This is a genomic window from Gordonia sp. i37 (assembly GCF_002043085.1).
In the GTDB taxonomy this organism is placed as follows: Bacteria; Actinomycetota; Actinomycetes; order Mycobacteriales; family Mycobacteriaceae; genus Gordonia; species Gordonia polyisoprenivorans.
Window position 1 is genome coordinate 1 of the sequence record NZ_MVPX01000083.1, and the last position, 14,505, is coordinate 14,505.

The 14,505-nt window shown below is 67.4% G+C and carries 12 protein-coding genes; 4 read left to right on the plus strand and 8 right to left on the minus strand.

What is annotated here, in order from left to right; genetic code table 11:
* Nucleotides 1-1,325 (minus strand): hypothetical protein (locus B1964_RS03565; RefSeq protein WP_079928880.1); only part of this gene is annotated, 1,325 nt, incomplete at its 3' end.
* A 193-nt stretch (nt 1,326-1,518) separates the two neighbouring features.
* Nucleotides 1,519-2,367 (minus strand): LuxR C-terminal-related transcriptional regulator, encoded by an 849-nt coding sequence (locus B1964_RS03570; protein ID WP_079928881.1) that lies wholly within the window; start codon nt 2,365-2,367, stop codon nt 1,519-1,521.
* Between the two features lie 189 nt (nt 2,368-2,556).
* Here B1964_RS03570 and B1964_RS03575 point away from each other — a divergent pair, with 189 nt between their 5' ends.
* Nucleotides 2,557-4,257, plus strand: a complete 1,701-nt coding sequence (locus tag B1964_RS03575; protein WP_079928882.1) for an AMP-binding protein — start codon at nt 2,557-2,559, stop codon at nt 4,255-4,257.
* Here B1964_RS03575 and B1964_RS03580 read toward each other — a convergent pair.
* Together B1964_RS03580 and B1964_RS03585 are read right to left on the minus strand one after the other, a co-directional pair.
* A complete protein-coding gene (locus B1964_RS03580; protein ID WP_253193872.1) occupies nt 4,220-4,855 on the minus strand; it encodes a hypothetical protein in 636 nt (211 codons plus the stop codon). The genes B1964_RS03575 and B1964_RS03580 overlap by 38 nt on opposite strands.
* A gap of 74 nt (nt 4,856-4,929) precedes the next feature.
* Nucleotides 4,930-5,478 (minus strand): hypothetical protein, encoded by a 549-nt coding sequence (locus B1964_RS03585; protein WP_079928883.1) that lies wholly within the window; start codon nt 5,476-5,478, stop codon nt 4,930-4,932.
* An 80-nt stretch (nt 5,479-5,558) separates the two neighbouring features.
* On the opposite strand from B1964_RS03585, the gene B1964_RS03590 reads away from it, so the two are divergent.
* Complete coding sequence (locus B1964_RS03590; RefSeq protein ID WP_020172260.1) at nt 5,559-6,287, plus strand: TetR/AcrR family transcriptional regulator; 729 nt, start codon at nt 5,559-5,561, stop codon at nt 6,285-6,287.
* 185 nt (nt 6,288-6,472) lie between these two features.
* Nucleotides 6,473-7,636 carry an acyl-CoA dehydrogenase gene (locus B1964_RS03595; RefSeq protein WP_079928884.1) on the plus strand — a complete coding sequence of 388 codons (1,164 nt, stop codon included), beginning with the start codon at nt 6,473-6,475 and terminating at the stop codon, nt 7,634-7,636.
* A gap of 219 nt (nt 7,637-7,855) precedes the next feature.
* Here the strand turns inward: B1964_RS03595 and B1964_RS03600 are convergent, their stop codons facing one another.
* The 4 genes from B1964_RS03600 to gabT all read right to left on the minus strand — a co-directional run bounded on the left by B1964_RS03600 (nt 7,856) and on the right by gabT (nt 13,427).
* Nucleotides 7,856-8,434 carry a YdcF family protein gene (locus B1964_RS03600; RefSeq protein ID WP_079928888.1) on the minus strand — a complete coding sequence of 193 codons (579 nt, stop codon included), beginning with the start codon at nt 8,432-8,434 and terminating at the stop codon, nt 7,856-7,858.
* A 72-nt stretch (nt 8,435-8,506) separates the two neighbouring features.
* Nucleotides 8,507-9,976 carry an NAD-dependent succinate-semialdehyde dehydrogenase gene (locus tag B1964_RS03605; protein ID WP_079928885.1) on the minus strand — a complete coding sequence of 490 codons (1,470 nt, stop codon included), beginning with the start codon at nt 9,974-9,976 and terminating at the stop codon, nt 8,507-8,509.
* Nucleotides 9,977-10,034: 58 nt separating this feature from the next.
* Nucleotides 10,035-11,993 carry a primary-amine oxidase gene (locus tag B1964_RS03610; protein WP_079928886.1) on the minus strand — a complete coding sequence of 653 codons (1,959 nt, stop codon included), beginning with the start codon at nt 11,991-11,993 and terminating at the stop codon, nt 10,035-10,037.
* 66 nt (nt 11,994-12,059) lie between these two features.
* Nucleotides 12,060-13,427 (minus strand): 4-aminobutyrate--2-oxoglutarate transaminase, encoded by a 1,368-nt coding sequence (gene gabT / locus B1964_RS03615; RefSeq protein ID WP_079928887.1) that lies wholly within the window; start codon nt 13,425-13,427, stop codon nt 12,060-12,062.
* A gap of 183 nt (nt 13,428-13,610) precedes the next feature.
* Here gabT and B1964_RS03620 point away from each other — a divergent pair.
* Nucleotides 13,611-14,505 (plus strand): PucR family transcriptional regulator ligand-binding domain-containing protein (locus B1964_RS03620; RefSeq protein WP_172398743.1); only part of this gene is annotated, 895 nt, incomplete at its 3' end.

A 14,505-nucleotide genomic window follows, 5' to 3' on the forward strand; every position in this document is an offset into this window, starting at 1 on the left:
AGGTCGGCGGCCACCTGCCCGGGAATGGTGGCCGGGTCGCTCGCCGCAGGAGTCGGGACAGCCGAAGGCCGGGCGGCGGCCCGGGCGGGGGTGGTCGGGGCACCGGTACCGTGCAGTGCCCGGTCGGCGCTCACCGTGACCTGTGTGGCCGACGTGCGCGCAGGTGGCTGTGGCGCAAACGAATCGGCGATCGAGTCGAGCAGTTGCCGTCCCGACCCCGCGGCCACCGGAAGGGCCTGCTCGAGTCCCTTGATGTTGGCGGCGATGTTCTCCCCGAGCTGGACGCGCACCGCCTGCAGGGTCGCGTCGAACTGCGCGACACTGGCCCGCAACGCCTGCGGAGTGGTGGCCGCGGCGAGGTCGGCACCGATCTGTTGCTGGGACTGTTTGGTCCAGATGTTGTAGGTGACCGCATGATCCGGGCGCGTCGCCTCGTCGTAGTCGGGGCGATTGGTCACCCAGTCGTGCGCGGTGAGCGGCTGCCCGAAGTCGAACAACGTGTAGTACCTGCCGAACAGGTAGATCTTCGGAAGCGAGTCCGGCGCGCCGATCGCGGCGCCGCCGATCTGGCAGGGCAGGCAGTAGGTGCCCGGCACCATCGGGTCGAGCGACTCCCAGGTTGCCGCGCCCAGCGCGGTCAACGCCGTGGCCCATTGGCTACCCGACGGCGCCGCGACGTAGCCGGTCGGGGTCTGGGTGAGGGTCTGCCAGATGGCCTTCCACGGCCCGAACGGATCGAGGCGGTACGTTTTGCCCGACCAGTCCGGTTGGATGTCGACGACCCGGCCGTCTGCGGTCGTGTATGTCTGATCCGTCGGGTCGATGGTGTTGCGGATCGTGGGAAAGGTGTACCCGAGAACCAGCCGCCACGTCGGAACCTGCCCATATTGGGTGAAATAGAAGACGTTCGAGCAGGGGCCCGGAATGCCCGTACAGTCCGGGGTCATCGGCGCGAACGCCGCCAGCGACAGCCACCATTGATCGTAATTCGCCTGTGCCACCAACGGAATCGGCACCATCATCAGGGTCATACCCCTGAGCTTCTCTTTGTCCTGCTCGTCGAATCCGACGACGTTGGTGGGGATGTAGAGCCACCAGTTGCCCGAATCCTCCAGTGCCGCAGTGGTCAGGTTCACGCCCTGATACTCGTAGGCCGCCATGTTGGCGATCGTCTGCGCCAGGTTCGCCGGAATGTTCGCCACCGAGTCCGCGGTCAGTCGAATCGCGACGGTCGACGCCTCGGGAGTCGCTTCGGCGGTCGGTGTGGGCGGCGGAACATACGTTGCCGCGGAAGCGATTCCCGCTCCGATCAGTGCCGTTGACACCGCCGCCAGTATGCGCCCGGCCGCCCGCCCCGATCGATCCTCGGCCGCGGATGTGTACCCCACGTGTGCCCCCTCGTGCCTTCCCCGGCCTCCTCGCACCGTAGGCACATACAGCCGGTTCCGGCCACCCCCGGGGCCACATTGCCAGGAAACCGACAGTCGTCGCCGATGCCGAAGTGCGTCGACGGCTGCCTCAGGGCAGCAAGCCGATTCGCCGCGCCCGCACCACCGCTTCGCGACGATTGTGTACTTCGAGTTTGCGCATCAGATTGCCCACGTACCCCTTGATCGTCTCCGGCCGCAACGACAACCGATCGGCGATCTCGGCATTGCTGCAGCCGAGTGCGAGGTGCGCCAACACGTCGGTCTCGCGGGTCGACAACGAGACCGCCGTGCTCGATTCGGCCCCTGATCCCAGCCCGCGTAGACGCCTCTCGACGCCACGCAACCGTTCGGCCAGTGCGGGATCGGTGGTGGTGTCCGCGATCTCCCGCAGCGCCAGATAACTTTCGATGATCCCATCGGCCACCGACGCCGGCACCGTCGTCGGATCGCACTGTGTCTCAATCTGTTTCACGCGACGATCGACGTCGTCACGGACCTCGATCTCGTGTGCGAGTCGGCGAGCGCCCACCGCGACCCGTGCGACGATCCGATCCCCGATGCGCTCGGGTGCGCGCAGCCCGCCGTAGAGCACCGCCCGGGTGCGCCCGCCGACCACCGCGGGAGCGGCCACCAGGGATTCGATGCCCTCCCCGGACACCTCGCGGTCGTAGTCGTGGGTGATCTCGGTGGAGTGGAAGTAGTCGGCGACGGCACCGGGGCGGCGCTCGACGATGGTCCGTCCGCCGAGCCCACGGTCGGAACCGATCAGGAGATCACGCAGCAGCGCGGTGCGGGTCCCGACGAAACCCGACAGCAGCGCGCCCGGACCGTCCACGAGCCCGCCGAACAGCACCGGCAGGCCCGTCGTCCGATGCACCCCGCGCAACTCGGCGCGCACCGCATCGGCGTCGTCGGGACGCCGGGGATCGGTGACCATGGTCCTCTCCTCCTCGCCCCTTGTCTTTGCCACCGGTACGTGTCGGACCGACATCGCCATCGGGGCCGAAACCACCTACTTTCGGGGGTGGTACCGGCACTAGTGTGATCCATACGCTCGGAGGACGACAAACGTCGCGGCCCTCACCCGTGTTCGCATCGGCCGCGGCACGACGATCTGGAGGAGACGATGTCTGTCTCGGACACCGATACGACCCTTGCCGAGGCCCTGGCGCTCGACGCCGACTTCGGCCGGATCGATTGTGGCAGCGCCAACCGGTCCGAACTGAGTCCGCTGCGATTCCTTGAACGCAGCGCAACGGTGTTCGGCGACCGCACCGCGATCATCTACGGGGATCGTCGCGCGAGTTACGCGGAGTTCGCCGACGAGGTGCAGCGCCTCGCCCGGGTTCTCAAGAGCCGGATCGCGCGCGGTGAGCGGATCGCCTATCTCGCACCCAACATCCCGGAGATGCTCGTCGCGCACTACGCGGTCCCGCTGGCCGGCGGTGTGCTCGTCGCGCTCAACTCCCGCCTGGCCGGACCCGAACTGGTCTACATCCTCAATCACGCGGGCGTCACCACGCTGTTCTTCGACGCCGAATTCCGGCACACCGTTTCGCTCATCGCCGACGAGGTCCCCGAGGTGGCCACCACCGTCGAGATCACCGACCCCGAATTCGGTCCGACGATGGGCGATGTAGGCGCGTCGGGGATCACCGGCCTGCAGACCTATGCCGATTTCCTGGCCCTCGCCGACGGTCCCGACGTCGAGCAGGACCCCATCCCGTGGACCGTCGACGACGAGGACACCGTCATCACCATCAACTACACCTCGGGGACCACCGGAAAGCCCAAGGGCGTCATGTACACCCACCGCGGGGCATACCTGAACTCCTTCGGCGAGACCTTCCACAACCAGTTCACCGGCCACAGCCGCTATCTGTGGACGCTGCCGATGTTCCACTGCAACGGCTGGGGCACCCCGTGGGCGGTCACCCAGGCATCGGCGACCCACGTGTGTCTGCGTGCGGTCCGTGCCGACGCCGTGTGGGACGCGATCGACGATCTCGGCATCACCCACCTGTGCGGGGCACCCACGGTGTGTACGACGATCGCGGGATCGCCTCGCGCACATCGCCTCGACCGGCCCCTGCACATCACCACCGCGGGTGCGCCACCGAGCCCGACCGTCATCGGTCAGCTCGAGGCGCTCGGTATCACCGTGGTCCACGTCTACGGCCTCACCGAGGTCTACGGCCCGTACACGATCTGCGAATTCCAGGACGCCTGGGCCGAATTGCCCGCCGATGCGCGCGCGGCCAAACTCTCCCGACAAGGCGTCGGCATGGTGCAGGCCGAGGCGGCGCGCGTCGTCAAACGTGATGTCCTGCCGCTCGTCGACGTACCCGCCGACGGAGAAACCATGGGCGAGATCGTGTTACGCGGCAACAACGTGATGGCCGGCTACTTCCGGGATCCGGCCGCAACCCGAGAGGCGTTCGCCGGCGGCTGGTTTCACACCGGCGATCTCGGGGTGATGCATCCCGACGGGTACATCCAGCTGCGCGATCGAGCCAAGGACATCATCATCTCCGGCGGCGAGAACATCTCCACCATCGAGGTCGAACAGGCTCTGGTGAGCCATGATTCGGTCCTCGACGTCGCCGTCATCGGCGTCCCCGACGAGAAGTGGGGTGAGCGCCCGCGCGCCTACGTCCTGCTCACTCCCGGGGCGCAACTGAGCGCCGAGGAGCTCATCGAGCACGCCCGGACCCTGCTGGCCGGCTACAAGGTGCCGCGCGACATCGTCTTCGCCGACGAGCTACCGCGCACCTCCACCGGCAAGGTCCTCAAGTTCGAGTTGCGTCAGGACGCCCAGCACGACTGAGCATCGCGGTCATCGGCGCCGGAATCCACGTCGCAGGTAACGGGCCCGGTAATCGGCGATCACCTGCGGTGGCACCAGTTCCCGCGGTAACAGCACGACGGTGCGCCGGCCCGTGCAGAGCAGCACCACCCGCGAGTTGACCACGACCCGATCGAACCGTTCGAGCTGAATCTGCGAGTAGGTCGCTCCCACCCGGTGCCCGATCCACAACGGGGGTGAACTCCGCGCCGACCGGTGTCCCGGCGGGCATGATCCGACGCATCCGGCGTTGGCCCAGCGCGATGCCCAGCGTGAGCATCGTGGCCTGGGCGAGCAGGAACAGGCCGAGGACCACGACCACCGTGACCACCGCCGGCGGCCGGGAGTCGGTGGAGGATGCGGCGACTGCGGCGACGAGCGCGCCGACGGCGGCGGGCAATGATTGCCGCAGCATCCATCCCGGCGTGAGCAGGGCGCCCCGGCACAGTCGGGGACCGAGTGCGTCGTCGGCGATCAGTTCTGCGCGCAGCACCCCGTCGGGTCCGGCCCCCACGTACGGCGGGGGTGCGGTCGGTGAGAGCGGCGGCGAGGACGACGACGGTGAGAACTGGTAGGCCACATCACGATTGGACCGCATTCCGCCCCGAAAAGCCGCCCCGGTCGGCGGTCCGAATGACCCTGCCGCGCCCGACCTCACCGGGCGCCGGAAGCCCACTGCGTAGCCAGATGCGGTGGCAGCAACTCCGCCGGCACGGTCAACCGAAGTCCGCGGCCGGTGCGCAGCACGACGATGCCGCAGCGATAGGTGACGTCGCTGATCTGTGTCATGTCCACGCCGTTGATCAGGCCCGCATAGTCCACGAGTATCCGGCTGTGCGTGATCTCCGACGACAGCGCGGAACCATCGGGGAGCACTCGCCGCCACCTCGCCCCCGGCCCCAGGAGCACGATGACGATGGCCACGACGAGTATGGGTGCAAATCCCAGCGGGTTCGACGAAGGCGGGAGTGCGAGGGCGAGGGCGAGGCCGATCAGCACGATCAGCATCGCGAACGCCAGGCCCGCCAGGAGGTTGCAGCGGGTCCGGGTCAGCAACGTCGCCCGTGTCAAGCGCCGGCGCACCTGGGAGTCCACTGGAATCGTCGCGTGAAAGGTGGGCGGCGCCATGGTCGACGGGTGGGCCGGGGTCGTCGGCGTACCCCAGTGCCCGGGATTCTGTACGACGAACTCAGGATTCGACATGGGAAAGATGGTACCGGTGGCTTCCGCCGCCGCAAGCCGTCGACTGTCGCGCGGGCGGCATCGCGCGCCATACTGGACCGATGGCACCGAGTGACACCACGGTCGATCCGGTCGATCTGCGCACCCAGGTCGTCGCGGCATCGATCCGGCTCTTCAGCGAGTACGGGTACGAGTCGACGACCGTCGATCAGATCGCCGCGGACGCCGGGGTCTCGCGACGCACGCTGTTCCGCCAGTTCCGCTCCAAGGAAGACATGATCTTCGCCGATCACGAGGCTCTGATCGCCCAGGTTGCCGAGCGTCTCGGCGCCGACGAGTTCGCGCGGGACGAATCGGTGGACGGCCCGGACCCGTGGACGGACGTCTGCGACGCCGCCGAGATCGTCTTCACGCACTTCCTCGCCACCCGGGACCTTGCCGTCCGACGGCTCCGCGTGGTCACCCGGGTACCGGCACTGCGCGACCGCGAGCTCGTCACCACCTATCGCTACCAGCGCGTCTTCGAGGAGTTCCTGCGCCGACGCCTTCCCGACGAGTCGCCCGAGCGCATCGTCGCCTTCGCCGCCGCGGTGACCTCGGTGCACAACTACCTGCTGCGGTCGATGATCCGCGGCGACGCCGACGCCACGGTGAGCACGCTTCGTACCGAACTCCGACGCATCCGGCTGGCACTGGGTGCCGACGATGGCGGCGACGACGGTGCCGGTACCGCGATCACCGTCGTCACCCACCCGATCGACGCGGGCGCCGATCAGATCGCCCGTGCCGTCGCCGAGGAGATCCGGGCCCAGCGATCTCGCCGGACCTGACGGCGCGCTACCGACGCCGGTGTGCCCACACGGGTGGCACGTAGTGTCGACATCTGCACCACCGACGGAGTATCCTGGCACTCAGTGTCGTCGTCTGTGGTGCCCGCATCCGTCGCACGACCGGTACCCCGACGAGCATCGATCACCGCCGCGCAGCACTCCGCGCGCATCGAGGAGGAGCCCCCATGGCCTTTGGAAACCCCGGATTCAACGTCTTCGAATTGCCCGAGGAGCACGTCGCGCTCCGCGAGGCGATCCGTGCGCTCGCCGAGAAGGAGATCGAACCGCACGCCGCCGACGTCGACGAGAACGCGCGCTTCCCGCAGGAAGCCCTCGACGCGCTCGTCGCCAGCGGATTCAACGCGATCCACGTTCCCGAGGAGTACGACGGACAGGGTGCCGACTCGGTCGCCGCCTGCATCGTGATCGAAGAGGTTGCGCGCGTGTGTGCGTCGTCGTCGCTGATCCCGGCCGTCAACAAGCTCGGCACCATGGGTCTGATCCTCAACGGTTCCGACGAACTCAAGGCAAAGGTGTTGCCGTCGATCGCCTCCGGTGAGGCGATGGCGTCCTACGCCCTCTCCGAGCGTGAGGCCGGTTCGGATGCGGCGTCGATGAAGACCCGCGCCCGCAAGGACGGCAGCAACTGGGTGCTCAACGGCTCCAAGTGCTGGATCACCAACGGCGGCAAGTCATCCTGGTACACCGTCATGGCGGTCACCGACCCCGAGAAGAAGGCCAACGGCATCTCGGCGTTCATGGTCCACGAGGACGACCCGGGCTTCACCGTCGGCCCGCTGGAGAAGAAGCTCGGCATCAAGGGATCACCCACTGCCGAACTGTATTTCGAGGACTGCACCATTCCCGAGGATCGGATCATCGGTGACGAGGGCACCGGCTTCAAGACCGCGCTGCAGACCCTCGACCACACCCGCCCGACCATCGGTGCGCAGGCCGTCGGCATCGCGCAGGGTGCGCTCGACAAGGCCATCGCCTACGTCAAGGACCGCAAGCAGTTCGGCAAGCCGATCAGCTCGTTCCAGGGTGTGGAGTTCATGATCGCCGACATGGCGATGAAGGTCGAGGCCGCCCGGCTGATGGTCTACACCTCCGCCGCTCGCGCCGAGCGTGGCGAGAAGAACCTCGGCTTCATCAGCTCGGCGTCGAAGTGCTTCGCCTCCGACGTCGCCATGGAGGTCACCACCGACGCCGTGCAGCTCTTCGGAGGTGCCGGCTACACCCGTGACTTCCCGGTCGAGCGGATGATGCGCGACGCCAAGATCACCCAGATCTACGAGGGCACCAACCAGATTCAGCGCGTCGTGATGAGTCGCGCACTGCTGCGCTGAGCCCGTCCCAGCCCGCCGGACCGTCGACAGCGCCCGCCAGAAACGCCGACAGCGCCCATCTGCGCTGTGATAGCGCTTTGCCGGGCGCTGTCGGCGTGTGGGCGGACGCTGTCTCCTGGTTGAGCTCGAAGTCGCCGCAGGAGAGTTCGAGCGGACTGTTCTTCGACGACGCCGGAGCGCCCAATCGACGGGTGTGAGCGCCCGGTCGGCGAAAGACGATCAGGCGTAGCTCGGCCGGAATTGTAGAGCGGCGTGCTGTTTGGCCGCGGCCGCCCGGAAATCGCCCATGGCCCTGGGCATGTGGAACGCGTTGGTGACGATGAGAGCCCCGGTGGCGCCCATGGCCTTGAGCATGGCGACGGTGTAGGTGGCGTTCTCCACGGTGTCGGTGGAACGGCCCTCGTTGACCATCTGCCACATCGGCACACCGCGCCTCATCAGCCCGAGATTCATGAACTGCGCCTCCGACACCGGCAGCCACCAGGTATCGCCGCCGGAGACGATGACCCGATTGAACGGATGCGACCGGGCCAAGGCCGCGCAGGTGTCGAGGCGCTCGTTCAGGATCGTCGGCGTCTGACCGAAGGTTCCCATCTTGGCGCCCAGGACGACGATGTAGCGCGTCGGCGGACTCTGCCACAAGAACAGGCTGGTGGGGGAGAGCAGATCCGAGCTGCCCAGACCCGAGCTGCCCCAATCCGACGAACCGTTGTCCGCGCGGGCCGGCGACGACACCAGGCCGCCGACGGTCACCGCGAGAACCACTACCACGATTGATGCCACCACCCGAAGCCGCATGCGATGTAGCATAGCGCAGACTATTAGCTGTACTAATTGTCTCGTTGGCCTCGAATGGTCACTTCGCGCGGATCAGGTGAAGGCGATGTACTTGACCGTCAGGTACTCCTCGATGCCCTCCGAGCCGCCTTCGCGGCCGATACCGGACTCCTTGACGCCGCCGAACGGTGCTGCGACATCGGAGATCACTCCGCGATTCACCCCCACCATGCCGGAGTCCAGCGCCGTCGACACGCGCAGCGCCCGATCCAGGTCGCGGGTGAAGAAGTATGCGGCCAAACCGAATTCGGTGGAGTTGGCAGCCTTGATCGCCTCGTCCTCGGAGTCGAAGGAACTGATCACCGCCACCGGGCCGAAGATCTCGCCGCGAGTGACCGGCGCGTACGCGTCGACGTTGTCGACGACGGTGGCCGGATAGAAGAAGCCCTTTCCGCCAGGGGCCTTGCCGCCCAGGCGAACCCGGCCGCCGTGCGCGACAGCGGTCTCCACGGCCTCGGCGACCTTGTCGCGCTGCGCCGCGCTGACCAGCGGGCCGAGGGTCACGCCGTCGTCGTACCCGGGTCCGATCCGAACCGCAGACATCTTCTCGACCAGTTTCTCGGTGAACTCCTCGACCACACCGGACTGCACCAGGAAGCGATTGGCCGCGGTGCACGCCTCGCCGCCGTTGCGCATCTTGGCCAGGAAGGCACCCTCGACAGCCTTGTCGACGTCGGCGTCGTCGAACACGACGAACGGCGCGTTGCCGCCGAGTTCCATCGATGTGCGCTGCACCCGCTCGGCAGCCTGGCCGAGTAGATTCTTGCCGACCGGGGTCGAGCCGGTGAAGCTGATCTTTCGAATCCGGTCGTCGCCGATGATCGCCGACGCCACCTCCCGCGCCCGCATCGTCGGGAGCACCGACAGCACGCCCGCGGGAAGTCCGGCCTCGGCGAAGATCTCGGCGAGCGCCAGCATCGTCAACGGCGTCTCGTGGGCCGGCTTGACCAGCATCACGTTGCCCGCGGCCAGCGCGGGACCGATCTTGCGCGTTCCCATGGCCAGCGGGAAATTCCACGGTGTGATCGCCAGGCACGGGCCGACCGGGGCGTGGGTCACGACGATCCGGCCGGTCCCCGCAGGAGACTGGGTGAACCTGCCGTCGATGCGTACCGCCTCCTCGGCGAACCACCGCAGGAACTCGTTGCCGTAGCGCGCCTCGGCCAGGCTGTCGGGCAGGGCGCGTCCGAGTTCGAGAGTCATCAGCATCGCGAGATCGTCGGTGCGGTCGGCGACGAGACCGAAAGCGCGACGCAGGATCTCACCGCGCTCACGGGACGGGGTCGCCGCCCACTCATCGGCGACCGAGGTTGCGACGTCCAGGGCGCGACGCGCGTCCTCGACGGTGGCGTCGGCAACCTGGGTCAACGGTTGCTCCGTTGCCGGATCGTAGACGGTGAACGTACCCGAATCCGACGCCTCGACCGACTCGCCGCCGATCCACAAACCGGTGGGTACACCGTCGAGAACGGCCTGGGTGTCGATGATCTCGGTGGTGCTCATGAAAGGTCCTCTCGCTGCGATGCGCGGTGCGCTCGGTGGTTCGGTGTGGTTCGCCGATTCAGTGGTGCTCGGTGTTCGACGCGTGGCAGTGCGCCGACGGCGACGGCTCGACGTCGAGTGCCGGGTTGCGGTCGAAGAAGCCGAAAGGCTTGAGCCAGAACGAGACCACGTCGACCGGCATGACCGGCCAGTCCTCGGGACGGGTGATGTGGTGGATGCCGAACACATACCAGAGGACGACGTCGGTGTTCTCGATCGACCGATTGTTCTTGGTCCACTCCGCCACACCCGTGTCGCGCTCGGATTGGTTGACGAATTCCCCTGCAGGCCAACGCTCGTCGGCATTGTTCGGCGTCACCCACAGGGTGTGGCCGATGACCGTGGCGCGCTGGAAGACCGGCGAGGCGGGATCGAACATCGCCGGGAACGCGCCGGTCGGGGACAGCTTGTAGGCCGGATGGTGACCGAGTTCGGTGGTGCGGTTGGTGTTGACGATCTTCCAGCTCTTCTGCGTCGCGAAGTCCGGGTCCTGCATGCCCTCGTTCTCGGTGCGCAGCGCCGTATTACGTTGCGTGAGAGACAATCCGAGCGGATTACCCGGGCCCATCGGCTCGGCGACGGTCTCCGAGGCGAACACGGTGTTGTCGGTGCCGTCGATGTCGAGGTCGAGCCGCGCGACGAGGAAGTGCTGATGAAACGGTGCATACGTGCGATCGTCGATGACGGTGCCGTGCGGATTGCTGGTCACACCGGGCGGCATCGGTGTGGTCACCATGATGCCGGTGGCGCGGACCTCGCACTCGATGTTGCCGTCCTGGTAGAACCGCCAGTACACCAGGTATTCGTAATTGGCCACGGTCACATGGAAACTCACCGTGAGCCGCCGCATGCGTCGGACCTCGGCGCCGGCGTCGTGATCGACGTGCTTCCAGAGGACGGCGTTGTCCTCCTCGTGGATGCAGATGGCGTTGGTGATGGTGTAGGGCTCACCGGCGCTGTTGTGCAACACCGCATCGAGGTAGCGGATCTCGCCCAGGCAGTCGCAGCCGAGTTCCAGCGAGGTCGTCATGAAGCCCAGACCCCACTCGCCGATGTCGAAAGCGGTACGGCGGTAATGGTCCTCGCAGTGATCGCGATAGGGCACCACCATCTCGGCGAACGACATGCGATGCGCCACCGACCGCTCGCGCCCGGCGTCGTTGTAGGTCACCGAGTGCAGGGTCATACCCTCCCGGTAGTTGAAACCCACTCGCAGCGACCAATTCTGCCACGTCAGCCGGTTGCCGTCGAGGGTGAACGACGGACCCTCGGGCTGGGTGATCTCCAGTGGCTTGAGCGGCGGGCGCTTGAAGGTGTCGCGAATGCGTTGCGGGATATGGCGCGGCACATACTCGCCCATCACCTGCGGACGCTCGAAGCCACCCGAGCCATCGGCCCCACTCCCGGCGGCCGCATCCTCGATGCGCAGCAACTCCATCGTGTTCACGTCGATCACACAGTGCAGCCCCGACACGGGATTCGCGTACGGATTGGCGCCTTCGGCGTTTTTCACCCAGGTGTCCGACCAGCCCAGGCGGCGTCCCTTGAACTCCTCGGGGATCAGCGCACCGCCGTAGGTCCAGGTGTCCATGAAGACCAGGTCGAGGTCGGTGATCCCGCGTCGCGCGAGCGCCGCCTGCACCTCCGGGTGTGCTCGCAACACCCGATCACATTCCTCGAACTCGTCGACGGTGAAGTTCGCCTGCACGTCCGGGACAAGATCGAACGATTCGACGGTCTCGTCGGTGAGGCGTACCACCGACTTGTACGTCAGGTTCTCGGAACTGTTGAGACAGATGACGATTGCCCGCCGTGCGGGGACGGTGCCGTCGGCCTCGTACGCGGCGAGCTCGGCCTTACCCGGCTCGGCAAGTTCGATGGAGGCGTACCGCCATCCGTCGCCGACCCCCTGCTCGCGCGAGAGAACCGCGGAGACGGCCCGGAATTCGTCGGCGGAGAGTGGATCGAGCGGATGCATACGGTGTCCTTTGTCTCGCAGCGGTTTTCGGATGTGAACGGTTGGGGTGTGATCGGGCGGGGTCGATCAGGCGAGGGACCTGATGGCGTCACTCAGGACGCCGAGGCCCTCGCGGAGCAGGTCGTCGCCGATCACCAGCGGCGGCAGTAGCCGGATCACGTTGCCGTAGGTGCCGCAGGTCAGGACGATGACGCCCTGGGCGTGACACGCGGCGGCGACAGCCTTGGTGAGCGCCGGATCCGGTTCCTGCCCGCCGGGGCGGATGAGTTCGATCGCCATCATGGCGCCCCGCCCGCGGATCTCGCCGATCACCGGCTTGCCCTGTGCGGCAAGTTCATCGGCCGTTTCGGAGAGGACGGAGGTGATGACCTCGCCGATGTGGCGGGCGCGCCCGGCCAGATCGAGGGTCTCCATCTGTTCGATCGCGGCGAGAGCCGCGGCGCACGCGACCGGGTTTCCGCCGTAGGTGCCGCCGAGTCCGCTGGCGTGTACGGCGTCGAGCAGTTCGGCGCGGCCGGTCACCGCCGAGAGCGGCATGCCGCCGGCGATGCCCTTGGCCATGGTGATCAGATCGGGGACGACGCCCTCCTCCTCACACGCGAACCACGTTCCGGTGCGGGCGAATCCGGCCTGCACCTCGTCGGCGATGAAGACGACGCCGTTCTCGCGGCACCACTGCGCCAGGGTGGTCAGGAATCCCGGTGCGGGGACGATGAATCCGCCCTCACCCTGGATGGGTTCGATGATGATGGCGGCGAGCGAGTCGGCGCCGATCTGTGTCGTCATCGCCGAGATCGCATGTTCGGCTGCGGCTTTGCCGTCCACGCCGAACTGGTCCCGGAACGGGTAGCTCATCGGCATCCGGTACACCTCGGGGGTGAACGGACCGAAGTGCGCCTTGTACGGCATGTTCTTCGCGGTCAACGCCATCGTCAGATTGGTGCGGCCGTGATAGGCGTGGTCGAAGGCGACCACCGCGTCCCGCCCGGTCGCCAGCCGCGCGATCTTCACCGCATTCTCGACGGCCTCGGCGCCCGAGTTGAACAGGGCGGTGCGCTTGTCGTGATCACCGGGGGTGAGCGCGTTGAGCTTCTCGGCCACCGCGACGTAGCTGTCGTAGGGCGCGACCATGAAGCAGGTGTGGATGAGATGGGCGGCCTGGTCACCGACGGCCGCGGCCACCGCGGGGTTGGCCGATCCGACCGAGGTCACCGCGATACCCGAGCCGAGGTCGATCAGCGAGTTCCCGTCGACGTCGACGAGGACGCCGCCGTCACCGTCGGCGGCGTAGGACGGCAGGATCGAACTGACCCCGGCGGCCACCGCGGCGGATCGGCGAGCACCCAGCTCGATCGACCGCGGGCCCGGCAGGTCGGTCACCAGCCGTCGCTCCTGGGGCAGGCGGTAGACGATTTCGGTGGCGGAAGCGGTCATCGGGTGTCACCTCGTGCTCGATGTGTGGGGGCCTGTTGTTGTGTGGGGCCTGGAGTGCGCGGCCGCACTGGGCGCTGCTGGTCATCAGTGTTCGCCCAGTGACCCGGTTCACGCGCCTGACAATGTGTCCACCGATTTCTCGGTGACACTCCACGATGTCCAGTCCGGGCGTACGGTGAACGGGTGTCGACGTCCGTTCGCTGGCTGATCGCCCAACGCAGCCTCGAATTGGTGCTGCACGCCGGCGGTGCGGGCCTCGAACGCCCCATCGACAGTGCGGTCAGTTCCGAGCTGCTCACTGCTGCCGAGTGGATGGTGGGCGGCGAGGTGTTGCTCACCACCGGACTCCGACTCACCGACGACCCCGCCGAGCAGCAACGCTACGTCCGCTCCCTCGATGAGGTCGGGGTCGCCGCCCTCGGTTTCGGGGTGGGCCTGGGCTTCGACGCCATACCGCAGGCGATGATCAGTGCCGCCGACGACGTGGGCCTTCCGTTGTTCGAGGTTCCGCTGCACATCCCGTTCTCGGCGATCACCCGCGCCCTGCTCGACCAGATCGCCGCCGGCCGCTCGGCCCGCCTGGTGTCGGCGACCCGCGCGCAACCCCGCATGACACGTGCCGCGGTGGCCCGTGGTCCGGCCGCGGTGGTCGGCGAACTCGCCGACGCGATCGAGCGTCGCGTGCTGCTCCTCGACGCCAACCATGCCGAGGTGGCGTCCTCGCCCGCCCCGCCCGACCCCAACGATCTCGCCCGGGTCCGCGCCCTCGTCGCCCGCGATCCGGCGTCGGCGGGCGCGGTGTTCGTCGCCGACGACGTCACCTTCATGGTCACCCGGATCGGCTCGGCCACAAGGACATTCGGATTCCTCGGCGTTGTCGGGGCACCTCTCGACGAGGTCAACCGGATGCTCGTCGGCCACGCCACCTCGCTGCTGGCCATCGAATACGCCAAACCGCAGGAGGTGCGTCGGGAGATGGCCCTGCTGCAAACCGACGTGCTCGGATCGGCACTCGACGGAGTAGTCGGGCCCACCGCGCTGCGGGTGTTGCGGCGCGCCGCCAGCCCCGACGACGCGG